Below are 26,028 nucleotides of genomic sequence, written 5' to 3'. Positions count from 1 at the left end.
CGGTTCAGCTTCCTGCTGGAAGGGGGAGAACAAGGCGGAAGCCAATGCCGTCATTGCGATCCTCCCGCGGATTGTCAAGCCGATAGACAGCGCAGCAGCGCTGCGAATAGTGGAAAAAGCTGCCGCCGCGAAGAACCCGGTACTCGCCCCTGTCAGGCCCCTGCGGATTTTCAACAAGGCCCTGCTGCTGACAGGCAGCGTAGTATTTACCAGAAAACCAGTCGCCGCACCATTCCCAGACATTGCCGCTCATGTCATAAAGCCCCAGCTCATTCGGCAGCAGCAGGCCAACCTCGTGCGTCTCACCGCCGCTGTTCGCATCATGCCAGGCCACCTGCTTGGCCCGGTCGCTGCCTGCGTATTTGTAGTCTTGGCTGTACATTCCGCCACGGGCCGCGTATTCCCATTCCGCCTCGGTCGGCAGACGGAATGCCGCGCCGGGCGGATCAAGCGGGCGGATGAATTTCTGCATTTCCGGCAGCGCGTTAAGCTTCCGTAAAAAATCCTGCGCGTCATCCCAAGAAACTAGTTCCACCGGGCGGCGTTCTCCTTTGAACTCGGAAGGATTATTCCCAATCACCGCCTGCCACAGCCGCTGGGTCACTTGGAACCTGCTCATCCAGAAACCGGAAACCAGCACACGGTGCGCAGGCTTCTCGTCGTCATATTCTCCGTTGTCATCCCCCATCATAAATTCTCCGCCTTGAACGAAAACAAGTTCAAGATCAGGCAGGGGCAGGGTTATGGTCGTTGTGGTCATTTTATTCAAGCTCAAACGCGCTGCGGCGCAGCGCCGCGATCAAAGTCAGATCCAGTTGTTTTGGCAGCGATGTCCGGCCGTTTCATTGCGGCAACGTTCTGCTTTCACCTATATTCGCAGCCAGCGGACTGCGGCGTATTTCAGCACGGCCCAGAGCATGTAGGGCGAGGGATGGCGGCGGTAGAGCAGCGCTTCGTTGCGCGCCGCTGTCAGGCGCAGCCAGGCGGGCATGGCCTTGCGGTTCTGCTGCCAGCCCCGGCAATGATGCGCCAGCACTTCGGGCAGATACACAATCTTCCAGCCTGCCCGCCGCAGCCGCAGGCACAGCTCGATGTCCTCTTTGTAGAGAAAGAAGGCCGGATCAAAGACTGCGCCGCCGGGCAGGGCTGTCTGCTCCAGCGCAGTCCGCCGGGCAAGCAGAAAGGCCCCGCAGACCGCCGGAACCTCTTCGCGCTGGCTGCGCTGGCCGCAGTCGGGCCGGCCTTGGTCGCGGTCGTGCCAGCGGCCATGCCAGTTTCTGAACACGCCGGTGGAGTCCAGCAGGCCGGTGGGCTGGCCGCTGGCCGCGTCAAAGCCGAGCAGCCTGCCGCCGACGCAGCCGACCGCCGGGTTTGCGGCAAGAAAGGCGCAGGCCAGCTCCAAGCTCTCCGGCGCAGGAAATGCGTCCGGGTTGAGAAAGAGGACGGCCTCTGCTTCTGACCGCACCGCCTGCCAGCCGATGTTGTTGGCCCGGCTGAAGCCGATGTTCTCGGCGCAGCGGACAATGAAGCCGGGCTGCTGGCAGCGCGCCCGCATATAGCCGCTGTCCTCTGAGCCGGAGTCAATCAGCGCGGTCAGGACTGGCGGCGCGGTCTGCGCGGCCAAAGCGGCAAGGCAGCGGCTCAGCACGGCCTGCGAGTTGTGGGTGACGATGACTGCGGCGGTTTTCATGCTTGCCTGCGCCGCGCAAATCTGGCAGAATCCTCATGCAGCAGCAGCCCAGCTTCACTTTCCTCAGAGACAGCCGTCATGCCGACCGAACAGAACAATCCTCCTGAAAGCAGGCAGTCTAAATATTTCGCCGCAGCCTTCCTCATATCTATTCTGCTGCTGGGTTTGGTGCTCTCGCCGTTCTGGCAGATGCTGATTCTCGCCTTCCTGCTCTCCGGCATCTTCCGCCCGGTCTACAGCTGGCTGCGCCGCTGGGTCTCGCCGTGGATGGCCTCCAGCCTGACCTGCGCTTTAGTCGCCCTGATCATCTTTGTGCCGCTGACCTTCTGCATCACCGCGCTGTCCACTGAGGCGCTGAGCGTCTATCAGCTTGGCAGGGACAGCAACCTGCCCATGAAAATCCAGCAGTCGATCCAAGACAGCAAGTGGGTGGCGCAGACGCAGGAGACGCTGAAGGAGCTGCACATCAATTTCCAGCCTGCCGACATCACCAAAATTGTCTCAGAGCTGAGCACGAAGGCAGGCCTTTTCATGTACAGCAAAGCCTCGGTCTGGGCGGCGAACCTGATGAGCTTCGTCTTCCAGTTCTGCTTTCTCATCCTGATGATCTACTTCCTGCTCATCGAGATGGACCGGCTGATTCAGTTCCTCATCCGGCTCTCGCCCCTGCCGGACGAGCAGGACATTCTCCTGCTGCGGAAGTTCGAGGAGATCGCCGGAGTGATCCTGATCGGCAACGGCCTCAGCGGCGTGTTTCAGGGCGTGCTCGGCGGCATCCTCTTCGCCGTCCTGGGCATCAGCTCGCCGGTGCTCTGGGGCGGGGTGATGTCCATCCTCGCCTTCCTGCCCATCGTCGGCATCGGCGCGGTGCTGCTGCCCGCCGCCGCCATTCTTTTCCTCAACGGCGCGGCGGGGCAGGCGGCGACTGTCATAGCCTTCTACCTCATCCTCTCCTTCAGCGTCGAATACCTGCTCAAGCCCAAGTTTGTCGGCAGCCAGGTGAAAATGCACACCCTGCTGGTCTTCCTCGCCATCCTCGGCGGCATGTCGGTTTTCGGCGTGCTGGGCATCATCTACGGCCCGCTGATCGTCACGGCCTTCCTCACGCTGACTGAGATTTATTTCCGGGAATACAGGCTGCTGCCGGACTCGCGCTGACACGTGCCGTTCACCGCACCGCCAGCCCTGCGTAGCCCACCACCCGTTCCGCATCGCCGCTGACATAGCCGGAGTCGGTGCAGCGGATCAGCTCGGCCCGCTCCGCGCCCAGCTCCAAGGCCGCGAACAGGGCTATGGTCACCGGCGTGACCCCGCACATGCTGATCCGCTTGGTCAGCACAGTGCGGTAGAGACCAGCCGGGTCAAGACTGAGGATGTCGCCAAGGGCGAGCTGGTCTTTCTCCGAGGCCACAGCGCGCGGTTCATGGTGGCTCATGTCGCTGCTGACCACCAGCAGCGCCGGTTTGGCATATTTTTTAATCGCCTGCGCCAAATCCATGCCTGCCTGACGGCACTGCGGCAGCGGCAGGCGGGAGATGGACACCGGCACGATCCGCAGCTTTTTTTGCAGATGCCGAAGAAAGGGCAGCTGCACCTCAAGGGCGTGCTCGCCCCTGTGGGCGGCGTTGTCGCTCTTGAAAAGCTTGGAGGATCTGACCAAGGCGGCGGCCAAGTCCTGAGCCAGCGGCGCCGTGCCGAGCGGCGTTTCCCAGTCCTCGCCGCTCACTGCCAGCGGCGCGCCGAGGCCGTGGTGATTGGGGCCGAGCAAAATGACCGTCTCCGGGATTTCCACCCGCGCCAAGGTCGTGCCAGCCACTTCGCCGGAATAAATGAAGCCGCCGTGCGGGACAATCACCGCCTTGGCCGGAGCCTTTTTCTTCCGCTGCGCCGCAGGCAGCAGGCGGCCCAGCTCCTTGCGCAACTTGTCCGGGTCAGCCTCGTAATACACGCCTGCGACTGCTGGTTTGCGGCTCATGCCTTCACGCTCCACGTCGTTCCCTCCGGCCCGTCCTGCATTTCAATCTTATGAGCCAGCAGTTCGTCGCGCACCGCGTCGCTGGCCGCCCAGTCCTTGCGCTCGCGGGCGGCGTTGCGCCGGGCGATCAGCTCGTTGATTTGCGCTTCCGTCAGGCTGACAGCGGCGAGCAGCTTCTCCTTTTTCCGGCGCAGATAATCTGCCGGGTCTTGCCCCAGGAGGCCGAGAATGCTTGCCAGCTCGCGCAAATCCGCCGCGCCTTGCCGCAGCGCGGCCAAGTCCTCAGCGCAGCCGGGCTGCTCAAGCAGCAGCCAGGCCGCTTTGTTGAGCAGCTTCACTGCGTCAAAGAGCTGGCCAAGAGCCTGCGCGGTGTTGAAATCGTTGTCCATCGCCGCTGCGAACTGCTCCCGCAGCCCGGCGATCTTTTCCCGCTCCTTGCCGCCTATGCGCGGCTGCTCGCCGCCGCCCGCCTTCTCGTCCAGCGCGGCGATTTTCGCCAAGCAGTCATACATACGGTCAAGACCTGCTTCGGCATCGCGCAAAGCGGTCTCGTTGTAATCAAGCGGGTTCCGATACTGGGTGGAGAAAAGGAAAAGGCGCAGCACTTCGGCAGGCCAGTGCTTGAGCACTTCGCGGATGGTGAGGAAATTGCCCAGCGATTTGGACATCTTCTCCTCCTTGACCGTGACAAAGCCGTGGTGCATCCAGAGCTTGGCGAAAGGCTGGCAGTTCGCGCCGACCGACTGCGCTATCTCGTTCTCATGATGCGGGAAAATCAGATCCTGACCGCCGCCGTGGATGTCAAAGGTCGCGCCGAGATATTTTCGGCTCATGGCCGAACATTCGATGTGCCAGCCAGGCCGCCCGTCGCCCCAAGGGCTGGGCCATTTCGGCTCGCCCGGCTTCGCGCCTTTCCAAAGGACGAAATCCATCGGGTCTTCTTTCTGCTCGTTGACATCCACTCGCGCCCCGGCCTGCATCTCCTCGAACTTGCGGCCTGACAGGCAGCCGTAGTCCGCAAAGCTGCGCACCCGGTAATAGACATCGCCGCCGGACGGATAAGCAAGGCCGCGCTCAATGAGCTGCTCAATCAGGGCGATCATCTCAGGAATATGCTCGGTGGCCTTCGGCTCAATGTCCGCCCGCAGCACGCCCAGCGCGTCCATGTCGGTGTGGAATTCGGTGATGAAGCGTTCCGCCAGCTCCTTGGAATCCACGCCCTGCTCGTTGGCCCGGTTGATGATTTTATCATCAATATCGGTGAAGTTTCGGACAAAGGTCACTTGCAAGCCGCGCCAGCGCAGATAGCGCACGGCCATGTCGAAGACGAGCGCGGAGCGGGCGTGGCCGATGTGGCACCAGTCGTAGGAGGTGATGCCGCAGACATAGAGGCGGACATGACCCGCCTCCAGCGGCTGCAAGGGTTCCTTTTTGCGTGTCAGGGTGTTGTATATGCGGATGTTCTTCATCTTCGTTCAGCGGCAATATAGGGAAGTCTGATCAGTTTTGCGCCCCAGCATAACACAGTCATCCGCAAGGGACAAGCAGATGCGCAGGAAGAATCGCGGCATCTGCGTCCTGCCATGCCGCAGGATGCCCTAACGATATTTCGCCTGAAGTTTCTTGCGCCAATAGCTGCTGTATACCGCGCCGAGCGGATTGTTGGCCAGCGCCCGGTCTTTGACCGCCAGAACGGTTATGGGAGCCTTGGCGTATTTCTGGAACAGCAGGTCGTGGCCAACGCAGAGGCCGAGCTGGATGTTGAGATCAGTCTCTGCCCGATTGAGAATTTTCGCCTGCGCGACCGGATTGCAGGCGACCTCGAAGGTGTCCGGCTTGATCTTGCTCATGCCGTATTTGTCCTTGTCCATGCCGCCGACCTTGCAGCAGACAGATTCCACCGTGAAGACCTGCTTGAGAATCTCGGCGACCACCGCCGCTTCATCAGCCAGGCCGACACAGAAGGCCAAGCCAAGTTTTTTGAAGCCAGCCTTCTTCGAGAACTCAATGATCTCCTCCAATCGGCACAGCGTGTCGCCGTGCAGCGAGCGCAGCTCTTCGCTGATGTTCTGCCACGGGATGTTCTCCTCAAGCTGGCATTCCAGAGAATTTACTTTGCCGCCGGTGCAGTCAAAGCCTTCCTTGTTGCACCGGTTCTTCGGCTGCATTTTGCAGTTCGCGCAGTTCATTGCTGGCTCCTTTGTCAAATATTTGCAGTTCAGCGGGTGCAGGCCCGCCGCCTGCTCACCATTCCGCAGCGTCCGCTTCGTTTTTGTCAGACAGCTTACATCCCCTGCGCCCTTCGCTGCGCCGCTGCCAAAGCAGCCCATTCTAACGTAACCAGCCGCTGACGCAAACACTTTTTCCTGCTCCGCAGCGCTTTTGCGGAACTGGCCCTTCTTTTGCATTGCAGGGTTTGGTTCGTCGTGCTATATCGCTATGTCTGAAAAACATAACGCAGATGCAACAAGAATTCCTCTGAACCAAGCCATGTCTGAGCCAAGAACAGAAGCGATCGACTTTTTGTGCGCCATCATCGGCTGGCCGGGCAGCAGCCCGGCAACGCAGCTCCTTCAGGCCTTGGAGAAAACCGGCTCGATCAACGGCGCGGCGCAGGCTGTCGGGATGCAGTACAAATCTGCCTGGCAGAAGCTCGACCAGATCAGCAACTTGCTTCCCTATCCGCTCTTGACCAAACGCGCCGGCGGCAGCGGCGGCGGCGGCTCAGTGCTGACAGAGGAAGGAAAAAAACTGCTTCAGCGCATCAACGCCCTGCAAAGGGAACGCTCCCGCTTCATGCAGCTTTTTGCGGACGGCCCGCAGGAGGCGGTCAATATTTTGAAAACACTCAGGAGGATGGAGATGCAACTCAGCGCGAGAAACGTCTGGCTTGGTCAAGTGACAAAGATCGAGAAAGGCGCGGTCAACAGCGTGGTGCAGATTCGGCTCAAAGGCGGCGACCAGATCGCGTCGATGATCACCGACGCTTCGGTGAAGCGGCTGGAGCTTGCGCCGGGCAAAGAGGTGATGGCCATTGTCAAGGCTTCCAGCGTCATGCTCGGCGTGGACATTGCCCCGGAGAGCATCTCCGCCCGCAACCTCCTTGCCGGAACAGTGAGCTGCATCATCGCGGGCGCGGTCAATGACGAAATCACCATTGAGCTGCCCGGCGGCAGCACTGTCACCGCGATCATCACCTCGGCCAGCGTCAAGCGGCTGGGGCTGGAGGTCGGCAAAAAAATATCCGCCATTGTCAAAGCCTCGGATGTCCTGCTGGCTGTGGCGTAATGCAATCCAACAAAGGAGCTGATCATGAAGTGGAAACTTGTTCTTGCCGCCCTGTTCCTCAACTGCTGCGCCGCCGCCGGGATTCAGGCGGAGACCATCCATCTCTCGGCAGCGGCCAGCATGACCGATGCCTGCAAGGAGATCATCGCCGCCTACGAGGCCAAGCAGCCGGGCGCCAAGGTGCTGGCCAACTTCGGCGCATCCGGCGCGCTGGCCAAGCAGATTGAGCAGGGCGCGCCTGCGGATGTCTTCATTTCCGCCAGCACGGAATGGGTGCAACACCTTGCGGACAAGCAGATGGCCGCGCCGGGTTCGGAAAAGACCTTTGCTGGCAACAGCTTGGTCTTTGTCGGCAGCGCAAAGGCGGCGGTTCTCAGCATGGAGAAGCTGCCTGAGCTGAAGCGCGTCGCCATTGGCAATCCGAAGAACGTTCCGGCAGGGCAGTACGCCAAGCAGGCAATGGAGAAGGCTGGCATCTACGCCGCGCTGGAGCAGGGCCAGAAGTTCGTTCTGACCGATGATGTCCGCCATGCGCTGATGTATGCGGATCAGGGGGAAGTGGACGGGGCCTTTGTCTATGCGACCGACGCGCTGCTGGCGAAGACTGCGAAGACGCTCTTCACCGTGGACGCGGCCCTGCATGAGCCGATCATCTATCCCATGCTGCTGACTGCTGCCGGGGCGAAGAACGCGGCGGCCAAGGCGTTTTACGACTACTTGAGCGGCGCGGAGGCCAAGGCGGCGCTGAAGAAGCATGGCTTTGCCGTGAACCCGTGACAAAGGCAGGCGGCGGCACTTGCGGCGGCCCCGCTGCCTGCTGGCAATGCGGCGTTTCCTGCTGGGAACGGGACATTTCCCTCTGGCAATGAGCCATTGCCAATTGGAAACGCGGCATTCCCTGCTGGCAATGCGACGCTGGCGGCTGGCAATGAGGCATTCCCGCTTGGCAATGCGGCATTGCCAACTGGCAGCGAGGCATTCCCTGCTGGCAACGAGCCGTTGCCAGCAAGGAATGCGGCATTCTGAGCCGGAAACAGCGCGTTTCCAGGCGCGAAAACATCAACGGCACGTGGAAAGAGGAGAGATGCGATGAGAACAAAGATGCGTTCCGCAGGGATTGTCACAACGGCGGGCGGAACAATGCTCTTTCTTGCCGCAGCAGGCGCTTCGGCCTTGGAGATCCCGTCAGCGGCGGCAGCGCCTGCCGCTCAGGCTGAGGCTGATCCGGCGAAGAAGACCGAGTTTTTCTTGGAGCTGCGCGGGCGGGCCGAGTATCTGGACAACTTCAACGACAAATACTACGGCGCAGCGCCGAAGAGCGGCGATTCCTCCGACAGCTTTCTTCTCAGCCGGGTGCGCGTGGGCCTGGCCCGGCAGTTCAATGAGCAGTTCAGCGGCAAAGCCAGCTTGCAGGACAGCCGGGTTTTCGGCTGGGGCTTTGACGATGCGGACTGGGCGAACAGCGAGTTCGGCGGGATCGTCAGCAATCCGCAGGAGGATCCCTTGGAGCTGGGCGAGACCTGGCTGCGCTATCAAAACGGCGGTTTGACCGCGCAGGCAGGCCGCCAGCTGATCGGCTGCGGCAACAGCCGGATTCTGGCGGCCAGCGACTGGAAGAATTCCGGCAAATGGATATGGGACGCGGTCAAGGCCCGCTATCAATCAGGCGGGCATTGGGCGGAAGCCTTTTACGGCAGAACCATGCTGCACGATCCTGACCTGTTCAGCCTGGATCACCGCCACGGCTATGACGGCGCCGGTCTGCACGGCCATGTTCAGCTGGCCGAGAGCCTGGCGGCAGAGCCGGTTCTGGCGACAAAACACAATGACCGCAGCCTTGATTATCAGAAAAAAGATCTGCTCTATTACGGGGCGCGGCTGCTTTTTGAACAGAACGGCTTCACGGCTGACAGCACATACGTGCGGCAGACCGGCAGCGTCACCAAAGAAGCGGAAGCTGACGTTGATGCGCAGGGCTTCAATCTTGATCTGGACTACGCCTTCAATCCGCAATGGTCTGTCGGCGCCACCTTCAGCTATGCCAGCGGCGACGACAAAAGCACGGCGGACAATGAGCGTTTTGACGGCATGTACGGCGCGTCAGACAAGTATTACGGCCTCATCAACCTCATGGTCTGGTCAAATCTGCTTGACTATGGCCTGACCGCTGAATATCGCCCGGCAAAAAACATCACCCTGCGCGGCGAGGCGCATCAGTTTTATGCGGACGAGATCAGCGACAAATGGCTCTCCTACAAAAACGGCCTGAGCAGCTCCAGCGAGCAGTACGGCAGCGAGCTTGACTTGAAGGTCACATGGAAGGTGAATCCGGCGTGGACGCTCTTGGCCGCCGCATCTGTCTTCCTGCCCGGCGACGCAATTGAGGAAGCGGCGGCTGGCGGCCAGGAATTTTTGACCGACGACACCGCGTGTTCCGGCTTTCTGCAGGCCGCCTACAAATTCAGCACAGAGTTCTGACATGATCTTTTTCACCACCCAGGAAATTGAGCAGTGGATCAACGAGGACGCGCCGCTGCTGGATCTGACCAGCCGCCTGCTGCATATCAGCAGCCAGCCAAGCCGCCTGACCGTCGTCACCCGCCACCCGGTCCGGCTGGCTCTGACTGAGGAGGCCGGACGCATTTTCGAGCTGCTCGGCTGCCGCATCACGAAGCAGATCGCCTCAGGAGAGGATGTTCCGGCCAAAACAGTGATTCTTGCGGCGGAAGGCCCGGCGGACGCGCTGCACCGGGGCTGGAAAGTGGCCATGAATCTGCTTGAATATATGTGCGGCGTGGCCACGCGCACGGCGGAGCTGGTCGCGAAGGTGCGGGAATGCGGCAATATTCCCCTGCTTGTGACGCGCAAGCATCCGCCCGGCCTGAAGAAGCCGCTGCTGAAGGCGGTCTTGGCCGGAGGCGCGTATCCGCACCGCCTCGGTTTGTATGAGACCGTGCTGGTCTTTGACAATCATCTCCGGCTGGTCGGCGGCAGAGAGGCGCTGCCTGCCCTGCTTGCCGAGATGCGGGCGGCAGGCTGCGAGCAGAAGATCACTGTGGAATGCGACGATCTGGCGCAGGCTGTTCAGGCGGCTGAAGCCGGAGCCGACTCCGTCCAGTTCGACAAGGCCCCGCCGGAGCAGCTGGCCGCTTGGTGTTCCGAGCTGAAGGCCCGCTTTCCCGGCACAGCGCTTCTGAGCGCGGGCGGAGTCGGCCCGGACAATGTGCAGGCCTACGCCCGCAGCGGCGTGGACGGCATTGTCCTCAGCTCGCTCTATCATGCCAAACCCGCCGATCTTGGCGTGACCATCGAGCTGCTGCCTGGCAGCTGACATCAGACCAAGGAGCTGATCATGAAGTGGAGACTTGTTCTCGCCGCCCTGTTCCTGCACTGCTGCGCAGCGGCTGGGATTCAGGCGGAGACCGTCCATCTGGCGGCGGGCGTTGGCCTGACTGACGTTGTCAAAGAGATCATTGCGGCCTATGCGGGCAGCCATCCGGCAGCGCAGGTTGTGCCTCATTTCGCTCCTGCCGGAGCCCTGGTCAAGCAGATCGAGCAAGGCGCGCCTGCGGACATTTTCATGACTCCAAGCCAGGACTGGGCAGAGCATCTGCTGGCCAAAGGGCTGGCCGCGCCGGAATCAAGCCGCATCCTTGCCCGCAACAGCCTCGTCTTTGTCGGCGGCGGGAAGACGGCGGCGCACAGCATGGAGCAGCTGCCTGCGCTGAAGCGCGTGGCCATCGGCAATCCGAAGAGCGTTCCGGCAGGGCAGTACGCCAGGCAGGCGATGGAGAAGGCAGGCGTTTACGCCGCTCTGGAGCAGGGAAAGAAGCTGGTGCTGGCCGACGATGTCCGCCATGCCCTGATGTATGCCGATCAGGGCGAGGTGGACGGCGCCTTTGTCTATGCGACTGACGCGCTGCTGGCGAAGAACGCGAAGACGCTCTTCACCGTGGGCGCGGCCCTGCATGAGCCGATTACCTACCCTATGCTGCTGACCGCTGCCGGGGCGAAGAACGCGGCGGCCAAGGAGTTTTACGACTACTTGAGCGGCGCGGAAGCCAAGGCGGCACTGAAGAAGCATGGGTTTGAGGCGGGGCAGTGAAAAAAAGAACACCCTGCATCAGGCAACTTTGCTCTTTGCCAGATATTCCTGAAGCTGCTTGTGCAGGAAATGATAGCTGCCGCCCACCTGCTGCAAAACCTTGCGCTGCTGCATGGCCTCCAGCCAAGAAACAAAGCGCAGGGGCAGCTGCCCTTCCCAGCGCAGGCAAAGGCGGAGCAGGTAATGTTGCAGCACTGTATTGGTACCTAGTACCCAAAAACTGAGGATTGTTCCCATAAACAACATTAGATAAAAGTAGCTCATCTTGAAAAAATAACTGACGGCGATCCCAAGCAATTCAGCGAGGAAGAGTAGTTGGACAAAGCCCGTCATGCCTGCAAGAAGAAAAATGGGAAAGAGCAACAGACTGCTGCGCAGAGCCTCGTTCAGCCGTTCATGAGGCTGGGCTGTCTCGCTGATTGGGCCAGCAACCGTTTTCAATGCTGCTGCTATCCCGGCAGGCAATCCATTTGCCATCACAAGAGATGATGTGGCAGCTAACCATGACACAAAGCCGATTCCCTCCGCTTGAACTAATCCAACGAATGATCCCAAGAGCAGGCCAATAGCCAGTATGATAATTAGCCAATCAGCTAGCTTTGCACTAAAGACCTGCCAATCTTGGCAAGAGGCTGGTAAGCGGAACGGACGGATGGATTCAATCTTTATTCGTTCATTTTCTGATACCAGCATGAAAAATAAACCGAAAATTATCCCAACAATCGGCCCGATTGCAAGCCAAGTGAACATTCCATAGACCAGTCCAACCACCATTTTGACATCCTCTTTTAGAGGTAATGTTCCGGGTAGACCAAGGAACAGTCCCATCGCCAACCCAGCAGATATTCCGAACACCTGCCCAGAATATAGCCAGCCTGCCAATACAGAAATTAAGCCATAAAATAAGCCATAAAGCAGCCCAAACCGCCAATAGCCCTTCAGCATGGTCGGCTGGAGTTCATCAATCTGCAATTCAACCTTCTGTTCCGCTTGCATCCACTTTGCCAAGCAGCGCAGCCAGTGCAGGGACTGCTGCTGGCTGTAGTTCTTACCGCGAGCGGGCGGGGGCATATTCAGCTGCTTGTCGAGATAGTTCCGCCAGAGGAAGTCCTCCCATGTTTCACCCGGCTGCCGCCCTGAACCTTGGCGCAAATCTTTGGCCACCTCGATCATCACGCCCAGAAACAGGGGCCTTTGAGCCAATTCCAGCAGACTCGGCGGCTGCCCGGCCTCAATCCGGGACTGTTCAAGCACGGTCCAAATATCCTCCAGCCCTGTCCGCAGCAGATGCCCCTTGAGCCGCTGCGGAGTAATATCCTGAAGGATCGCTGCATTCCTGAGGGCCAGCTTCTGCTCTGTGCTTTCCCGAAGCTGGCGATATTCTTCAAGCCGACAGCAGATCGCCAAGGGACGGTTGCCGGCGAAGAGATTGAACTGGCGGACAAAATCCCCCTGCTTTTCCGTTGCCAGCTCATCCAAGCCGTCGAGCAGGGGCAGGATGTCATGCGCCTGCACCAGATGGCGGGCCATGTCTTCTGGAAAAGAGTATTTGCGGCGCAGCTGCGCAGCCATCCACAGGGAAAGCTCGCGCCCATCCCATTCCGAGCACTCAAAGACCACAGGCAGCGGGGCCGCGTCATTGTCCTGCGCTGTTTGCAGCAGATGCTCAAGCAGCGTGAGGAGGCAAACGGTCTTGCCGCTGCCCGGCTTGCCCAGAATGGCCAACTGTTCGCCCACATCGGGACGGCAAAAGAGATCGACAATGGGCTGATCTGTGGTCGCGACTGGCACACCGTCCCGCTCCCAAATGCAATCTGTCCTGTCCCGAAAAGAATAGGGTCGGCTCACTTGGTTCGGGGCCAAGTTTTTGTCCAGCTCCAGCGCGGTGTGTCCAAGCAGGAAGGACTGGCGACGGTCTACCAGCTCGCTTTGAAAGCGGCCGAGGAGCTTGCGCCGGTTCTTGGCCAGCCAGTCGCTGGCATCGTGCTGGACGGAAGCAGCATTTGGCTTGCGCAGACAGGCATAGAGCCAGCCGAGGAGCGGAATCACCACAGCGAGGCCCCAGCCATCGAACATGACTTTCGGCTCTGTCGGCAGCCATGAAAATACTGTTGCGATCTGTTCTGTCCAGTTCATACAGTCTTCCTGCGCAAGATCAGTCTGAGATTCCCCGCTCCGCTTGAAACTTATTTCTGACCACATTACCCAAAATGCCGCTGCCCGGCCAGAGAAAACAGAGCGAAACTTGTTGACATCCGGCTGCAACCGCTGAATAATAGGGACGAAGAGCTGAGGCGCAGCCCAAATCTCCTCCTCCTACCGCTTGACGGGCAGCAGACACGCCTTGATTTGCCGTTCCTCAGCCTCAAGGAGGAGCAGATGCGGCACGATCTGCGCCAAACAGCGTTCTGTCTGCCTCAGATCGAGCTTAATCTGAGGCAGACAGAACGCAATCCGCTGCCCATGCCGTCTGATCTTCTCCAGATCAAGCCTGAAAAACCCCAGCTCTTGTTCTGTTTGGAACAGATCGTCGCCCATCCGCCGCAGACAAGGTCTTGTCTGCGCTTCATTTCCTTCCACGGAGGACTGACATGGCTCAATTTCCCTTAGATGCGGCCCACATTCTCGCGCTTGCCGACGCGATGATCGCGGGCTTCAAGGACAACCCCACAGTTTTCCCCTCGCCGCCTGTTTCTTGGTCTGATCTCAAGAATTTGCGGGACGCGGCAGCAGCCTCCCTTGAGGGGCAGACGGCGGCTCAGGCTGCGGCCAAGGCGGCCACTGAGCGCAAGACCGCCGACTTCGCCGCGTTGGATGATGCCATGAAGGACGGCATCTCTTATGCTGAATTCACAGTGACAAGTCCGGCGGAGCTTGGCCTGATCGGCTGGGGGCCGAGGGCGGAGCCGACCCCGCTTGCCCCTCCCGGCCAGCCGCTCGTTCTGGAGATTGCCCGTCAGGATGCGGACTCGCTGGAATTGGATTGGAAAAAGCCGAGAACCGGCGGCAAGGCGGCCTTTTACCGGACGGAGATGCGGACAATCAATCCGGCAGGCGAATGGACGCTGAAAGGCACGGCCACCTCAACCAAGGTTGAGCTGACCGATCTTCCCGGCGGGACGCAGGTGGAGTTCCGCATCATCGCGGAGAATGCCGCCGGACAAGGACTGCCGAGCAACACGGTGATGGCGGTGCTGTAAGCTGCATCGTTAGAAAAAGCGCAGGGCGCGTCGTTGACGCGCCCTATGGCTGCTGCGGCGCAGACGAAGGCGGAATGACTGACTGACAGGGCTTGCCGCCCAGCTGAACAGGCAGCGGAAATCCCTGCCGCTCCCACTGCTTCAGATCTTCAACCATCGCATGGATGCTGTAGTGGTGCTTTGCCGCAAACTCCTCACGCAGACGGCGCGTCTCTTCAACGATGGGATCATTCCACATCAGGTTTGCCTCCGGTCAGCTCTTCAGGGGTGCAAAGGATCGGCGGCTCGAAACCGAACTCGCGGCAGACATGTTCAATGAGCGGTCGCTGGACAGCATTGGCAATGTGCTTGCAGTTCCATGTGAGCAGAAAGTCCAAGCGATGGTATGCGGCAATGGCGATATGCAGCGCGTCCGCCGCCGCTTTTTCAGGAAGCGCCGCCTGTTGGATCAGATGTTCTGACAGCTCTTCCGCCTCCGGGGCAATAACGACAAGAGGAATGCCTTGCAGCCACTGCAAACGGGCAGATGCTGCCGCAGCGTCTCCGCCGCTGGCCTCTCTGAGCACCAATGCCGAAGCGTACACAGCAAAGCTGCTGCGTTCAGCAGTCCACCATTCATGCGTGAGCTGCTGATGGCCCGCCGCAATGAGATCCCGGTTGGGGCGGGCTGCCAAATAACTGATGATGCTTGTCTCAATATAAACAGTTTTGCTCATAGCTTGATGATAACACTGCTGCCGGTCATCCACAATTAAAAATCGCACACGCTCATGCTCTCCCTCTCCCCTGACGACCTCGCCGCTGTCAAGCTCTCGCTGCAAGTGGCCGCTGCGGCCACGCTCATCGCGCTGCCAGCAGGTTTTGCCGCCGCCTATGTGCTGGCCATGACCAAGATGCGCGGCAAGGCCCTGCTGGAAGGGCTGATCAACCTGCCGCTGGTGTTGCCGCCGGTGGTGACGGGCTACCTGCTCCTGCTGCTCTTTGGCCGCAACGGCTGGCTGGGCCAGCTCTTGGCCCTTGCTGACATCCGCGTGGTCTTCACCCTGCGCGGGGCAATCATCGCCTCGGCGGTGGTCGGCTTCCCGCTGCTTGTCCGCTCGATTCGCATCGGCATGGAGAACATAGACCGCCAGCTCGTGCAGGCAGCGCGGACGCTCGGCGCGGGCTGGTTCGACAGCCTGCTCACGGTCGTCATGCCGCTCTCCGGCAGGGCGGTGCTGGCGGGCATGACCCTGATGTTTGCCCGCAGCATGGGGGAGTTCGGCGCGACGGTCATCCTCGCGGGCAACATCCCCGGCGTAACCCAGACCATCCCGCTCGCCATCTACCAATACACCAGCACGCCGGGCGGCGACAGCAGGGCACTGACGCTCTGCCTCGTCTCCATAGTCCTGTCCTTCGCCGTGCTGCTGATAGGTGAAGCGGTCAACCGCAATCTAGAGCGGAGATAGCCATGCTGCTGGAAGTCAATGTCGAGAAGCACTTCGGAGAATTCAGCGTCTGCGCTGCGTTCACTCTCAGCTCGGAGAAATGCGGGGTCTTCGGGCCGTCCGGGAGCGGCAAGTCCACGTTGATGCACATGCTCGCCGGGCTGCTGGAGCCGGACAGCGGCTGCATTCGCCTCAACGGCCAGACGTTGTTTGATACAGCGAATAAGATCAATCTGCCGCCAGAAAAGCGGCGTGTGGGTGTGGTGTTCCAGCACGCTTGCCTCTTCCCGCATCTGAGCGTTCGCAAGAACCTACTCTACGGTCTCAACCGTCTGCCGCGCCAGCAGCGGACTGTTGACGTTGACCAGCTCGTTCGTGTCCTGCGCATCGAGGAGCTGCTCGACCGCAGCGTGCAGCGGCTTTCCGGCGGCGAGCGGCAGCGGGTCGCGCTGGGACGGACGGTGCTGGCCTGCCCGCAGCTTATCCTGCTCGACGAGCCGCTCTCCGGCTTGGATGGCCAGCTCAAGTATCAGATCATTCCTTATCTGCGCCAAGTCTTTGCCGAGTTCTCTATACCGATGCTCTTCATCAGCCACAGCTTGCAGGAACTGCGCCTCATGACGGACGAAGCACTCGTGATGGAGCGCGGCTTGGCGGAGCAGACAATGCCGACCGAGGAGCTGGCCCGCAGCCGCAGTCTCGGCAGCAGCGAGCGCGGCTACACCAACCTGCTTCAGTTGGATGAACCAGCAGACCTCGGCAGGTTGCTGCGCTACAACTGGGGCGGGACAACGCTGATGCTGCTCAAGAGCGACAACCCGGCTGCCGGGCAGTTCGCCTTAGGCGCACGGGACATCCTTCTCTTCAAGAAGCACCCGGAGGCCACGAGTGCCCGCAACATGCTCGCCTGCACCGTACTCAGGATGTATGAGACCGAATGGCTGACTGGCGTGGAGCTGAACTGCGGCCAAAGCGGCACGCTGATCGCCGAGATTGTGCCGCAGTCGGTGGAGGAGATGGGGCTTCAGCCCGGCAGCGAAGCGGTGGCGGTGTTCAAGGCTTCGGCGTTCAGACGGCTGTGCTGAGGCGCGTCAAGGACAGCTGCTCTTCCCTCCGTTCAGCGGCAGCGTGATTGACTGCTTCGTCTGCGGCTTTTCGCAATACAAAACGCCCGCCAGCCAGTGAAGGCTGCGGGCTTGTGCGGGCAACATGGTGCCGGAGGTCGGAATCGAACCGACATGGGCGCGAGGCCCGCTGGATTTTGAGTCCAGTGCGTCTACCAGTTTCACCACTCCGGCTGGACTGCCGCTATTATTACCGTATTTTCAGCCAAGCTGTCAAGGCATTTTCACGGCTCAATCCTGATCATTCCGCACTGTCACCACCTCGGCCTTGCGGAGGACGACATCCCGCGCCGCATCGCGATAGCCGCGCTTCAGCACCGCCAGAATCTCCTCATTCTCCCGGCCCGGAATGCTTTTGGTCTCCACGACCGCGCACAGTCCGACCTGCGCCCGGCGGCCCGGCAAGTCCAGCGGCTCAATCTGACGGGCGCTGAGCAGGCGGAGCAGCTTGCGCTGCACAGCCCTCATGCTGCCGAGCAGCCGCTGGCCGCCCTTGTCCAGCGGCTCCGGCCTGCGCCGCAGATGCAGCTCTATATTGTCAAACACATCCAAAACCTCGAACAGTTCGGCATACAGCCCGCGCTCGCGGCGCAGGCAGCTCTCCTCGCGTTCTTTGGCCTGCTGCTTCAGCTCAGCGATCTCCCGCTGAAAGGCCACCAGCTTCTCGCGCAGCAGATCGCCGGGACTGTCAGCCCGCGTTTCTCTTCTCATCAGACTCCGCTCAGTCCGGGCAGACTGATTTGTAGAACTCGTACTCGCCCTTCCCGCTGATCTTGACGATCACCGCGCACTTCTTCGGATCACCGCTGCCGGAGAAGGTCATCTTGCCGGTGATGCCGTCAAAGTCCTGAATCTTGGCCAGCGCGTCGCGCACCGCTGCCCGGTCTTTCTGGATGCTGCCGCTCAGTTGCGGGAGCGAGGAGATCGCCTGCTGCGCCAAGCCCAAAGCGTCCCAGGTCAGCGCGGCCACGTCGTCAGGCACGTAGCCGTATTTGGCCTTGTAGCGGTCAATGAACGCCTTGGTGGCTCCCTGCGCCCCGGCGGCGGCGTAGTGCGTGCTGAAGAACTGGCCGTAGCAGGCCTCGCCGCAGAGTTGGACGGTCTCGGCGGAACCCCAGCTGTCGCTGCCGACTATCGGCCCTTTCCAGCCAAGCGCCTTGGCCTGCTGGACGATCAACGCCACCTCGTTGTAATACTGCGGCGTGAAGAGCACTTCTGCGCCGGAGTGCATGATCTTGGTCAGCTGGGCGCTGAAATCCGCGTCCTTAGTGGTGAAGCTCTCATAGGCAAACACCGAGCCTGCGCCGTGCTTGGCCTCCCATGCCTTCTTGAAGAACTCAGCCAGCCCTTTGGGATAATCACTGGCCACGTCATACAGCACCGCCGCCTTGGTGAACTTGAACTCCTCGCTGATGAAGTTCGCCAGCACCGGCCCTTGGAAGGGATCGAGGAAACAGGCGCGGAAGACGTAAGGCCGCCCGGCGGTGGTGTCCGGGTTAGTCGACCACGGGCTAATCATCGGGGTCTGCTTGTCATTGGCCACTGCACCTGCCGGAATGGCCTCCTTCGAGGACTGCGGCCCGACGATCACCAGTGCCTCATCTTGGGTGATCAGCTTGGTGTTGGCCTTCACCGCTGACTCGGCCTTGGCCTCGCTGTCCTCAACCACCAGCGCGACCGGATACTTCACTCCGCCGACCTCGATGCCGCCCGCCTTGTTCACATCTTCAAGCCAAAGCTGCGCCGCATATTTAGTGCCTTCGCCGACCTTGGGGATGTCGCCGGTGATCGGCGCGTTGACACCGATTTTAATCACCTTCTGCTGCTCGGAGCGGCAGGAAGTCATTGAGCAGCACAACGCCAGCGCGCAGAGCGCGGCAAACCAACCTTTCATCGTCTTGTCTCCTTGTGTGCGAATAGAAAATCAACGCCGTTTCAACGCATTCGCGTGCGCAGGAAAGCCCTCGTACTCCGCGAAAGTCTGCGCCACATCCTTCAGGCTGTCGTAGCCCTGCTTGGACATGTAGCCGATGGACGAGCGTTTGAGGAAGTCAAAGACCGTGACGCAAGAGAAGGTGCGGGCAAAGCCGCCAGTCGGGAGGATGGCGTTCACGCCCAGCGCGTAGTTGCCGATGGAGATCGGCGTGTTCTGGCCGAGCAGGATTTCCCCGGCGTTGCGTATCTGCTGCAAGGCCAGCATCGGCTCGGCAGTCAGCACCTCCAGATGCTCCGGGGCAAAGTCGTTGACAAAGGCGATGGACTCCGCCAAGTCTTTGCTGAGGACTATGCCGCCGTAGTTGCCCAGCACCGTGGTGCAGAACTCGCGCCGCTTCTCCGGCAGATCAGCAATCAAGCCCGGCAGCAGAGCCGCCACCTTGTCCGCCAGCTCGCGTGAATGCGTCACCAGCAAGGCAGTGGAGTCCGGCCCGTGTTCGGCCTCAATCAGCAGGTCAAGGGCGGGGATGCGCGGGTCAGCCTGCTCATCGCAGAGGATGATGGACTCGCTGGGGCCTGCGGGCGTGCCCACGTCAATGTGGCCGTAGAGCAGGCGTTTCGCTGCCGACACGTAGGCGTTGCCCGGCCCGATCACCTTATGCACCTTCCGCACCGTTTCGGTGCCGAAAGCCATCGCCGCAATCGCCTGCGCGCCGCCGGTCTTATAGACGGTCTTGATGCCGCAGACTCTGGCGGTGAAGAGCGAGGCATCGTCCACCGTGCCTTCGGGCGTGGGCGGCGTGCAGATGACGATCTCCGGCACGCCAGCAATCACCGCCGGAATGCCGAGCATCAGCATGACTGAGGGGAACGAGCCTTTGCCGCGCGGCACATACAGGCCAACTGAGGTGATCGGCGTGATCTTCTCGCCCGCCAAGATGCCCTCGCTGATCTCAGTGAACCACATCTCCTCCGGCATCTGCGCCTGATGGAACTTGCGGATGTTGGCCGCTGCCCGCTCAATCATCGCCTTGATCTCCGGCTCCAAGTTGCGCTCGGCCCGCTCAAACTCCGCCTCGGTCACTTGGATGGCTGCCGGGTCGAGCGTCACCTTGTCAAACTTGGCGCAGAACTCGACTAAAGCCTGATCGCCGCGCTCCCGCACCGCCTTGATGATGGGCCGCACAGTCTCCTGAAAGCCCTCGATGTCCAGCTCGGAGCGGCGCAGGATTCTCGCCTTGTCTGCCGCGCTGAGGGTGTTCAGATCGTAGGTGTTGATATTCATGGTTGTTCCTTTATTCTGCAAACAAAGTGGATGTGCGACTGCGCCGCCGAGCCGCTGCTGCTTCAGGCAGAAACTAAAGCGCGGCAGCGGGTTTGTCAATGGGATTGTTGCCGTGCTGCAGAGAGAACCTCTTGCTGAATATGGAGAAAAAAGGTACTGTAGGCTTAAATAGAGAATCATCGAATTCCATAGAAACTACAAAATGTTGCGCGGTTAATTTTTCAACAGGTGACAGAGATGTTTGGTATTCAGGAAAAAATAGAGAAACAGTTGCAAATTCAATTAGAACCATCTGAATTTCTCCTGAAAATTATCAGAAATAAGCTGGCCGACCTTGGTGTACGTCTTAACCGATTACAGTTAAAAACACTTCGATGTCAACTGAAGGAAACTAATCCTGCTATAACTTTTGATCTTACAGACCTACAGGTAGCGCGAGCAAAAATAAAATCAAGATCAGAGCTGGAAAAAGCTGTAGAGCTGGTGCTGTCTGAAATCTTTTCTGAAGCGTTTCAAAAAATTGATAAGATCAAAGATCGTTTGCCAGACATTATGCTGAATCTTGCCGAACATGCTGGTGAATTCTTTTTTCGACAAATTCGTAGAACATATAGATATGGTCTTAATAACCGACGCGAACATCAGGCGTTTTTTGAAAAAGATATTCTTTCTATCTGGGGCAGAGCTATAACTCAATTAGAGGTATTGCTAATACTTTCTATCGAATCTATTGGATACATTGACAAAATGTTCCATGCTGAAAAAACTGTATACTCTGAAACAAAATGGATTGTTTTAAACAGATTGCATGGTAGAGCTTGTCAGATAACAGGAGAAATTATTTGTCTATTGAAATCAGGGTATGCTGACGGAGCAGAAGCCAGATGGAGGTCTTTGCATGAATTATCTGTAGTTTCTGCATTTATATTTGACCATGATGATTATGTGGCTGATCAATATGTACAACATCATATTATCGAGGAATATAAAGAAATACTCCAGCAGCAATCCTGCTATCCAGAGCTAAATGAAGATATCGAATTTTGCGGGTATAAATCTGAGGTCGAAAGGAAACGAGTCGAACTGATAGAAAAATATGGGAAACACTTCGGTGAAGACTACGGATGGGCATTTCCTGTCTTAGGAGGTAAAAAGCCATCTTTTCGCCAGATCGAAGAATATGTAAATCTTTCGTCCGTACGTTATGCTTATCGAAAAGCAAGTCATAATATTCATGCTGGCGTTAGAGGGACTTTTCTTCGATTGGGACTTCATCCTCAAAGTCAAAGCGAGATAATTTTAGCTGGTGCAAGTGATTACGGTTTAGAAAAACCAGGTAGCTGTGCGGCTGCCTCATTGCTTCTATCTACAGTCACACTTTTGCATGGGGTCGAGTTAATTGATGCAGCTGTCTTTATGAAAATTATCGCCAAACAAGCGGAGATAACGAGGAAAGAGTTTCGGCGCGCTCATCGAAGTATGGCGCAAAGCAATCTATATTGAGGAGAGCTGTTCCTCGCCCTCAATGGGTAGATGCGTAAAAAGAAACACTATGATGCCTCCGGCAGAGGGTGCTTGCGGGCTGCGTATGATCACCGGTTCTGCTGGAGATAATCCGCATAAACTTCGGCAAAGTGCTTGGTCTGCTCCAAGGTGCCGACATTCATGCGAAAGGTCGTTTTGATCGCCGGGGCGACCATGGGACGCACCAAGATGCCCCGCGCTTTCAAAAAGGCGACGGCTCCGTCGCGGTCTTCCGGCTCAACCAGCATGAAATGCGCCGCGCCGGGATACTGTTTAACCTTGTTTTCCTTGAAGAAGGCTTCCAAATAGGGCTTGGCGAGCTGCATGGCCTCCTGTGGAAACCGCCGCCATGTTGCCGCCGGGTCGTCAAGCTGGGCTTCGGCGGCGGTCAGAGCGCAGGTGTTGACATCAAACGGCCCGCGCACCTTGCTGAATTCCGTGATCAAGTCCGGCTGGGCGATGATGTGGCCGAAACGCAGGCCGCCGAGCGCGAATGCCTTGGAGAAGGTGCGCAGGATGATCAAATTTGGATATTTTTCCAGCAGCGGCAGGGCGGTCACTTCGGTGAACTCGAAATAGGCTTCATCCACTAGCACGGGCAGGTCGGGCCTCAGGGCAAGGGCTTCCTCAATCACATCCAGCGAAATGGCAACGCCGGTCGGATTGTCGGGATTGACCAGCACAATCAGCTTTGTAGCCGGACTGACCGCCGCAAAGAACTCGCGCCGGGGAAAGCGGAGGTCAGACGTGTAGGGAACGCCCTTGATCTTGGCCCCGATCACTCCGGCAATCTGGCCGAACATGGGGAAGCCGGGCTGGGCCATCACCAGCTCGTCGCCCTCGCCGAGGAAGGAGCGCAGCACCACCTCGATGCCCTGATCCGAGCCGTTGGTGACAAGCAGCTGCTCCGGGGCCGCCCCGACATAGCGGGCCAGCTTGGGCATGAAGTCGGCGTAGTCAGGATAGAGCGGGATGCGGTCTGCGTCAACCCAGCGTTTCAGGGCGGTTTTCACGCAGTCCGGCAGCGGCAGGGTGTTCTCGTTCAGATCAAAGCGCAGAAAGGCCGTGCGGTCGAGACTCGACCACGGCGGCCTGTAGATGGACAGCGCGGCAATTTGGGGTTTGACTTTGAGCATTGTTTATTTGTTGCTGTTGATTAAAAATCTTTGATAAATGCGCGGATAAACCGGCACTTGGCATTATATTAAATTATCTGGCCTGCTGCGCAAACTTCTGCAAAATCTCCCGTGCCAGTAAACTCAAACTCTTCCCGTTGGCTTCTGCAACTGCCGCCAGCCGTTCATGCAGTTCCGGCGGAATACTGAGATTGAACTTCCCTGAATAGCTGCGCCGAGGGCTGATGCCTTTTTCACGGCAGACCTCAAGGAAGACTTCTAAAGATTTGCTGAACTCTCTTCTCAGCTCATCAGGGGTTCGGCCATAAAAATCAGCACCGCCGTTCAAACCGAGTATTTCACCTCTGAACATGTCTGTTTCAGCGTCATATTCAATCTTTGCCTTATACTTGCCCAGCGTCATAATGTTCATGGTTTGACTCCATGCTGTTTCAGCCAATTGCGTATGCTGGCGACTGCACCCTTGTCTGTGTTCGGGCTGGGATGAGGACGGTGAAACACCCTCACTTCATTGAAAAGCACCACTGCAACCCGGCTTCCTTCACGCTCACTGATCTCTGCGCCTAATTCCGCAAATAACAATTCTATATCCTGCCACTTAATATTACCGCTGACTGGATGCGCGAAAATAGCCGCCAAGATTTTTTGATGCTTTTTCTTCATCAGCACAGCGTCGCCTTCACACCCGGCGGAATCCCTTTCCGGCAGGGATTCTCCTGAAACACTTCCTTCAACGCCTTGCCGAGATGGCGGAAGAGCAGCAGCCAGCCGTCCGCCGGAGCAATGTTTTCCCGGATATGAATCATGATGCTGCAATCCAGCCCGCCTGCCAAGCCGTCGAGAAAGTCATCCAAATCTTCAGAGTAGAGGCCGCCGAAGACATCCTGACCAAGCAGGAACCGCTGGCGAAACGCGCTGTACGGTTTATTGAAGGGCACGAATTTAACGAATTTTCGCCCTTCAACACTCACCCCGACGCTCACCGGCTGGCTGGCCAAGTCTTCCGCCGTGCTGACGCTGCTGCCCGCGCCGTTCACGCCGCAGCGGTTCATGCGGAGAATGAGCAGCTCTTTCAATGTCTTGCCCAGCACAAGGCCAATATCCTCCATCACCACATGGCTGGAACTCAGCCGCTCGGCGACGAAATCCACCGCCAGCGTGAAGCCCGCCTCCTGCACCATCGCCTCCAGCAGGCCGCCGAAGCCGCTCACCTGAATGGACGGGCCGACCTTAAAACTGTACACACCGGGCCAGTGCCCGCCGCAGCTCACCGCCACGCGCACCCGGCTTTCCGCTGTGGTGCGGACAACAGCGGCGGCCTGCTCGGACAGCTCCTCGACCACGATGCCGTGCGCCGGAGCAGCCTTGTCCGTCGTCGTATCTGTCTGAAGCAACGGCATTTCTGGCGAAAACATTTTGCTTAGGGCAATGCCGATCGAGCGAAACACGCCTTCCCAAGCATGATGCGGGTCTTCCACGCCGCAGATGCGGATGTGCAGTCGTGCCTGCAAGCCCTGCGCCAGCCCGCGCAGCAGCTCCAGCAGCGGCGCGCTGGAGGCAAGCTGCTCGCAGCGCAGACCGAAAAACCACTTTGGATCAAGTTGTTCCACGGTTTCAATCAGCATGTCCGGCTCGACGGCGGCGGTGACTGTGACCTCCGCGCTGCCATCGTCAATCATGCCCAGCGCGGCCCCGCTCTCCGCCCGGCGGGGGAATCCGGCGATTGCCCGGCCCAGCGCAAGGCCAAGCTGCGGCCAATCATTGCTGTTCCAGAACAAATCAATGCCACAGCCCATCCGCCATGCGATATGCTCGACCATGTGGCTGACAAAATCATTGGGCGTGAAGAGCTTTTTCTTGGTCGGCGTGCCGAAATGCAGGGAAATCTGATTTGGAAGGAAGGATGAATACACTTTTCTGATAAAATCCGACTGCTCAAGATCAGAAAATGCTGCGCCTCCGGTAGCCACGCCAATGGTGAAGCAGCTTGCTTTGCTGCCAGCCTCCGCACCAAGCAGAGAATCTTCAATCACGACGCATTGTGCTGGCGGAAAGTCCAAGAGGTTAGCGGCGTAGATGTAGGTGTCAGGCGCAGGCTTTGGCCGCAGGTTGTGCAGGTCATTGCCGACAATCAAGTCGAAATACACGGCAATGCCGGACTGCGTGACAATCTTGCGCACATCTTCGGTCGGGTTATTAGAAACCACCGCTGTTTTGATGCCCTGCGCCCGGCAGGCGGCAAGAATCTCGATAATGCCCGGATTGACCGGAAATACTGCCTCGTTGCGGGCCTGATTGTATTCAGCAAGAACAGCGTCCTGCACGGCATCTGCCGCAGTGATGCCATGCTTGGTCTCGATAAAGGCGAAAATTCGCCGCCAAAATTCCGGCGGATGATATGCGAAGATAGAGCGAATGAACTCTTTTGAAAGATGCACCGACCGGCCAAGGTGTTTTTTCAGCAGCTCGCCGCAGATGGACAGGTCAAGACCGAGGCTGTCTAAAAGAACGCCGTCCATGTCGAAAAGGATGGCCTTGATTTCGTCTGGCAGCCAGAGGATGTTATTTAATTGCATGGTTTACTGCTTTGCAGCGGATATGACATAAGGTTCAGTTCGCCGATGAATCGGTGTTTTGTCAAGACACTCCGACGCTTCATGAATTCCTCGCGAGGCATCAATTTTCCATTCGCTATTTCGAGTCTTCCTGACCCAGTCTGAACTGTCGCGCATGTCATCACGATCACGCCACATGCCAATGAACGGTTCTTCAAAATGCTCAAGGTTTGCCGTCTTTTCAACTTGAATAGGCATCAAATGATGTTCAATTATCGCTATGTTTCTAACCTTATTTCTGCCCTCCTACGTTGGAGCGCGGAAATGATGATAAACGTTTATGTAGTTCTCTTGCCAAAACATCAATATACAATCTTGCTTTTTTAGCACCGTATTCAACGCCATCGTGTTCGTATAAATAAATTTTCTCGACACCTAATCTTGTATTAAGAATTAAATAAAATTTTCTTGATTCATTTCCAACAGAAATACATTTAAAAAATGTAATTATGAAGTAAAGAATAACAGGATACCACCACCACGAAATATGGTGGCTATAACTATCTATAACCGTTGCAAACAAGATTAATAAAAACAATGCCGAAATAAAGTTTATGAAATAACCCGATAAAGTACGTTTCTCAATCACTTTAACAACAGAGAATATATCAGCAAAAAAGTATGTTTCATTTTCTAATGAAATCCTGTCGTCATGCAGCATCAAACGAAAATTATCAGGAATATCATCAAAATTTATTTGTTCTGTGTTCACTGTGCTCAT

At 58.2% G+C, this 26,028-nt stretch carries 29 protein-coding genes and 1 tRNA gene; 11 read left to right on the top strand and 19 right to left on the bottom strand.

The features are described from left to right. Positions 1–4: 4 nt before the first annotated feature. Positions 5–760 carry a formylglycine-generating enzyme family protein gene (locus ACNKH3_RS10900; protein ID WP_420209266.1) on the bottom strand — a complete coding sequence of 252 codons (756 nt, stop codon included), beginning with the start codon at positions 758–760 and terminating at the stop codon, positions 5–7. Positions 761–868: 108 nt separating this feature from the next. Next, complete coding sequence (locus tag ACNKH3_RS10895) at positions 869–1,690, bottom strand: glycosyltransferase family 2 protein (RefSeq protein ID WP_420209265.1); 822 nt, start codon at positions 1,688–1,690, stop codon at positions 869–871. A 78-nt stretch (positions 1,691–1,768) separates the two neighbouring features. On the opposite strand from ACNKH3_RS10895, the gene ACNKH3_RS10890 reads away from it, so the two are divergent. Then, the gene (locus tag ACNKH3_RS10890) at positions 1,769–2,848 is read left to right on the top strand and encodes an AI-2E family transporter (protein WP_420209264.1); all 1,080 of its coding nucleotides are present in this window, start codon (positions 1,769–1,771) and stop codon (positions 2,846–2,848) included. 10 nt (positions 2,849–2,858) lie between these two features. Here ACNKH3_RS10890 and amrB read toward each other — a convergent pair whose 3' ends face one another. The 3 genes from amrB to ACNKH3_RS10875 all read right to left on the bottom strand — a co-directional run bounded on the left by amrB (position 2,859) and on the right by ACNKH3_RS10875 (position 5,854). After that, on the bottom strand, positions 2,859–3,665 hold the full coding sequence (gene amrB / locus ACNKH3_RS10885) for an AmmeMemoRadiSam system protein B (RefSeq protein WP_420209263.1): 807 nt from the start codon (positions 3,663–3,665) through the stop codon (positions 2,859–2,861). Next, a complete protein-coding gene (gene cysS / locus ACNKH3_RS10880; RefSeq protein ID WP_417916748.1) occupies positions 3,662–5,134 on the bottom strand; it encodes a cysteine--tRNA ligase in 1,473 nt (490 codons plus the stop codon). Before cysS ends, amrB begins: the two co-directional genes overlap by 4 nt. Positions 5,135–5,263: 129 nt before the next feature. After that, on the bottom strand, positions 5,264–5,854 hold the full coding sequence (locus ACNKH3_RS10875; protein WP_417916749.1) for a DUF1847 domain-containing protein: 591 nt from the start codon (positions 5,852–5,854) through the stop codon (positions 5,264–5,266). 301 nt (positions 5,855–6,155) lie between these two features. On the opposite strand from ACNKH3_RS10875, the gene ACNKH3_RS10870 reads away from it, so the two are divergent. The 5 genes from ACNKH3_RS10870 (at position 6,156) to modA (ACNKH3_RS10850) (ending at position 11,058) form a co-directional block, all read left to right on the top strand. Further along, positions 6,156–6,953: a TOBE domain-containing protein gene (locus ACNKH3_RS10870; protein WP_417916750.1), complete on the top strand. Its 798-nt coding sequence runs from the start codon at positions 6,156–6,158 to the stop codon at positions 6,951–6,953. A 24-nt stretch (positions 6,954–6,977) separates the two neighbouring features. Further along, positions 6,978–7,730, top strand: coding sequence for a molybdate ABC transporter substrate-binding protein (gene modA / locus ACNKH3_RS10865; protein ID WP_420209262.1), 753 nt, complete (start codon positions 6,978–6,980; stop codon positions 7,728–7,730). A 312-nt stretch (positions 7,731–8,042) separates the two neighbouring features. Beyond that, a complete protein-coding gene (locus ACNKH3_RS10860; RefSeq protein WP_420209261.1) occupies positions 8,043–9,431 on the top strand; it encodes an alginate export family protein in 1,389 nt (462 codons plus the stop codon). Position 9,432: 1 nt separating this feature from the next. Continuing rightward, positions 9,433–10,284, top strand: a complete 852-nt coding sequence (modD, locus tag ACNKH3_RS10855) for a ModD protein (RefSeq protein ID WP_420209260.1) — start codon at positions 9,433–9,435, stop codon at positions 10,282–10,284. A 21-nt stretch (positions 10,285–10,305) separates the two neighbouring features. Then, positions 10,306–11,058 (top strand): molybdate ABC transporter substrate-binding protein, encoded by a 753-nt coding sequence (modA, locus tag ACNKH3_RS10850; RefSeq protein ID WP_420209259.1) that lies wholly within the window; start codon positions 10,306–10,308, stop codon positions 11,056–11,058. An 18-nt stretch (positions 11,059–11,076) separates the two neighbouring features. Here the strand turns inward: modA (ACNKH3_RS10850) and ACNKH3_RS10845 are convergent, their stop codons facing one another. Then, positions 11,077–12,849: an NACHT domain-containing protein gene (locus ACNKH3_RS10845; RefSeq protein WP_420209258.1), complete on the bottom strand. Its 1,773-nt coding sequence runs from the start codon at positions 12,847–12,849 to the stop codon at positions 11,077–11,079. Positions 12,850–12,906: 57 nt separating this feature from the next. On the opposite strand from ACNKH3_RS10845, the gene ACNKH3_RS10840 reads away from it, so the two are divergent. After that, a complete protein-coding gene (locus tag ACNKH3_RS10840) occupies positions 12,907–13,161 on the top strand; it encodes a hypothetical protein (RefSeq protein WP_420209257.1) in 255 nt (84 codons plus the stop codon). Positions 13,162–13,374: 213 nt separating this feature from the next. On the opposite strand, the gene ACNKH3_RS10835 is transcribed toward ACNKH3_RS10840, so the two are convergent. Then, the gene (locus tag ACNKH3_RS10835) at positions 13,375–13,638 is read right to left on the bottom strand and encodes a hypothetical protein (RefSeq protein ID WP_420209256.1); all 264 of its coding nucleotides are present in this window, start codon (positions 13,636–13,638) and stop codon (positions 13,375–13,377) included. An 11-nt stretch (positions 13,639–13,649) separates the two neighbouring features. Here ACNKH3_RS10835 and ACNKH3_RS10830 point away from each other — a divergent pair, with 11 nt between their 5' ends. Next, the gene (locus ACNKH3_RS10830) at positions 13,650–14,258 is read left to right on the top strand and encodes a fibronectin type III domain-containing protein (protein ID WP_420209255.1); all 609 of its coding nucleotides are present in this window, start codon (positions 13,650–13,652) and stop codon (positions 14,256–14,258) included. A gap of 43 nt (positions 14,259–14,301) precedes the next feature. On the opposite strand, the gene ACNKH3_RS10825 is transcribed toward ACNKH3_RS10830, so the two are convergent. Both ACNKH3_RS10825 and ACNKH3_RS10820 read right to left on the bottom strand, forming a co-directional pair. After that, positions 14,302–14,496, bottom strand: a complete 195-nt coding sequence (locus ACNKH3_RS10825; RefSeq protein WP_417916015.1) for a hypothetical protein — start codon at positions 14,494–14,496, stop codon at positions 14,302–14,304. Continuing rightward, positions 14,486–14,974 (bottom strand): type II toxin-antitoxin system VapC family toxin, encoded by a 489-nt coding sequence (locus tag ACNKH3_RS10820; protein ID WP_417916016.1) that lies wholly within the window; start codon positions 14,972–14,974, stop codon positions 14,486–14,488. Before ACNKH3_RS10820 ends, ACNKH3_RS10825 begins: the two co-directional genes overlap by 11 nt. A 54-nt stretch (positions 14,975–15,028) precedes the next feature. On the opposite strand from ACNKH3_RS10820, the gene modB reads away from it, so the two are divergent. Next, a complete protein-coding gene (gene modB / locus ACNKH3_RS10815) occupies positions 15,029–15,709 on the top strand; it encodes a molybdate ABC transporter permease subunit (protein WP_417916017.1) in 681 nt (226 codons plus the stop codon). A gap of 2 nt (positions 15,710–15,711) precedes the next feature. Next, positions 15,712–16,773, top strand: a complete 1,062-nt coding sequence (gene modC, locus ACNKH3_RS10810) for a molybdenum ABC transporter ATP-binding protein (protein WP_417916018.1) — start codon at positions 15,712–15,714, stop codon at positions 16,771–16,773. Between the two features lie 125 nt (positions 16,774–16,898). Here modC and ACNKH3_RS10805 read toward each other — a convergent pair. From ACNKH3_RS10805 to hisD, 4 genes are all read right to left on the bottom strand, one after another. Beyond that, positions 16,899–16,986 (bottom strand) — tRNA-Leu (locus ACNKH3_RS10805). A 57-nt stretch (positions 16,987–17,043) separates the two neighbouring features. Then, positions 17,044–17,523, bottom strand: a complete 480-nt coding sequence (gene grpE, locus ACNKH3_RS10800; protein WP_417916019.1) for a nucleotide exchange factor GrpE — start codon at positions 17,521–17,523, stop codon at positions 17,044–17,046. A gap of 10 nt (positions 17,524–17,533) precedes the next feature. After that, positions 17,534–18,658, bottom strand: a complete 1,125-nt coding sequence (locus ACNKH3_RS10795) for an ABC transporter substrate-binding protein (protein WP_420209306.1) — start codon at positions 18,656–18,658, stop codon at positions 17,534–17,536. 78 nt (positions 18,659–18,736) lie between these two features. Further along, positions 18,737–20,032, bottom strand: a complete 1,296-nt coding sequence (hisD, locus tag ACNKH3_RS10790; RefSeq protein WP_420209254.1) for a histidinol dehydrogenase — start codon at positions 20,030–20,032, stop codon at positions 18,737–18,739. 237 nt (positions 20,033–20,269) lie between these two features. On the opposite strand from hisD, the gene ACNKH3_RS10785 reads away from it, so the two are divergent. Then, positions 20,270–21,535 (top strand): DUF5677 domain-containing protein, encoded by a 1,266-nt coding sequence (locus ACNKH3_RS10785; RefSeq protein ID WP_420209253.1) that lies wholly within the window; start codon positions 20,270–20,272, stop codon positions 21,533–21,535. 89 nt (positions 21,536–21,624) lie between these two features. Here the strand turns inward: ACNKH3_RS10785 and ACNKH3_RS10780 are convergent, their stop codons facing one another. The 6 genes from ACNKH3_RS10780 to ACNKH3_RS10755 all read right to left on the bottom strand — a co-directional run bounded on the left by ACNKH3_RS10780 (position 21,625) and on the right by ACNKH3_RS10755 (position 26,028). Further along, on the bottom strand, positions 21,625–22,692 hold the full coding sequence (locus ACNKH3_RS10780; RefSeq protein WP_420209252.1) for a pyridoxal phosphate-dependent aminotransferase: 1,068 nt from the start codon (positions 22,690–22,692) through the stop codon (positions 21,625–21,627). Between the two features lie 73 nt (positions 22,693–22,765). Next, a complete protein-coding gene (locus ACNKH3_RS10775) occupies positions 22,766–23,104 on the bottom strand; it encodes a type II toxin-antitoxin system HicB family antitoxin (protein WP_420209251.1) in 339 nt (112 codons plus the stop codon). After that, complete coding sequence (locus ACNKH3_RS10770) at positions 23,101–23,355, bottom strand: type II toxin-antitoxin system HicA family toxin (RefSeq protein WP_420209250.1); 255 nt, start codon at positions 23,353–23,355, stop codon at positions 23,101–23,103. The genes ACNKH3_RS10775 and ACNKH3_RS10770 overlap by 4 nt, the downstream gene beginning before the upstream one ends. Then, the gene (locus ACNKH3_RS10765) at positions 23,355–25,268 is read right to left on the bottom strand and encodes an HAD-IA family hydrolase (protein ID WP_420209249.1); all 1,914 of its coding nucleotides are present in this window, start codon (positions 25,266–25,268) and stop codon (positions 23,355–23,357) included. Before ACNKH3_RS10765 ends, ACNKH3_RS10770 begins: the two co-directional genes overlap by 1 nt. Before the next feature lie 3 nt (positions 25,269–25,271). Next, a complete protein-coding gene (locus tag ACNKH3_RS10760) occupies positions 25,272–25,505 on the bottom strand; it encodes a hypothetical protein (protein ID WP_420209248.1) in 234 nt (77 codons plus the stop codon). A 34-nt stretch (positions 25,506–25,539) separates the two neighbouring features. After that, positions 25,540–26,028, bottom strand: a complete 489-nt coding sequence (locus ACNKH3_RS10755; RefSeq protein ID WP_420209247.1) for a hypothetical protein — start codon at positions 26,026–26,028, stop codon at positions 25,540–25,542.

This window comes from Candidatus Electronema sp. JC (assembly GCF_048287365.2).
In the GTDB taxonomy this organism is placed as follows: domain Bacteria; phylum Desulfobacterota; class Desulfobulbia; order Desulfobulbales; family Desulfobulbaceae; genus Electronema.
Note: the sequence above shows the minus strand (reverse complement) of the source record. Positions and strands in the feature narration are given on the sequence as shown.